This is a genomic window from Burkholderia sp. Bp8984 (assembly GCF_003853755.1).
Taxonomy (GTDB): Bacteria; Pseudomonadota; Gammaproteobacteria; order Burkholderiales; family Burkholderiaceae; genus Burkholderia.
Window position 1 is genome coordinate 1 of the sequence record NZ_QTQN01000091.1, and the last position, 1,076, is coordinate 1,076.

Below are 1,076 nucleotides of genomic sequence, written 5' to 3' on the forward strand. Positions count from 1 at the left end.
CTTGTTCGCTTGACCCTATAACGAGTCTGTCTCATCGACAGTCGCTACAGGTTGAGTTCTCGCGTTGTGCCGTATTCCAATTGAGCCGAACATTAAGTTCGAATCATCTTGAGATACATCGATACAATCACAACCCGGATAGTTTCCACGTCCATCTCAAAGACGCTTCCGCTATCCAAATTACTTACTTCTTCCAGATTGTTAAAGAACGACAGCCGATACATACTACGTATCACTCTGACTGGCTCAATCGCCAATGCAAAGCGCTCGCTGAATTTTCAGCAAACTCTTAGCATTGAAGATTGGTGGAGGCAGACGGGATCGAACCGACGACCCCCTGCTTGCAAAGCAGGTGCTCTCCCAGCTGAGCTATGCCCCCATGAGTACAGATTCCCTCAGGTACCTACCGCCAGACAATGGTGGGTCTGGTTGGATTCGAACCAACGACCCCCGCCTTATCAAGACGGTGCTCTAACCGACTGAGCTACAGACCCCTGAGTCTGTCTTTAAATTTACAGCCGATAAGCGTGAGCGCTCAACTTTGCGAGAAGCTCTGGAAAGGAGGTGATCCAGCCGCACCTTCCGATACGGCTACCTTGTTACGACTTCACCCCAGTCATGAATCCTACCGTGGTGACCGTCCTCCTTGCGGTTAGACTAGCCACTTCTGGTAAAACCCACTCCCATGGTGTGACGGGCGGTGTGTACAAGACCCGGGAACGTATTCACCGCGGCATGCTGATCCGCGATTACTAGCGATTCCAGCTTCATGCACTCGAGTTGCAGAGTGCAATCCGGACTACGATCGGTTTTCTGGGATTAGCTCCCCCTCGCGGGTTGGCAACCCTCTGTTCCGACCATTGTATGACGTGTGAAGCCCTACCCATAAGGGCCATGAGGACTTGACGTCATCCCCACCTTCCTCCGGTTTGTCACCGGCAGTCTCCTTAGAGTGCTCTTGCGTAGCAACTAAGGACAAGGGTTGCGCTCGTTGCGGGACTTAACCCAACATCTCACGACACGAGCTGACGACAGCCATGCAGCACCTGTGCGCCGGTTCTCTTTCGAGCACTCCC

At 52.8% G+C, this 1,076-nt stretch carries 2 tRNA genes and 1 rRNA gene; all 3 read right to left on the reverse strand.

What is annotated here, in order from left to right:
• Positions 1 to 303: 303 nt before the first annotated feature.
• Positions 304 to 379: transfer RNA gene (locus tag DID98_RS35440), tRNA-Ala, on the reverse strand.
• A 38-nt stretch (positions 380 to 417) separates the two neighbouring features.
• A tRNA-Ile gene (locus tag DID98_RS35445) sits at positions 418 to 494 on the reverse strand.
• 63 nt (positions 495 to 557) lie between these two features.
• Positions 558 to 1,076, reverse strand: a 16S ribosomal RNA gene (locus DID98_RS35450); the annotation flags it as partial.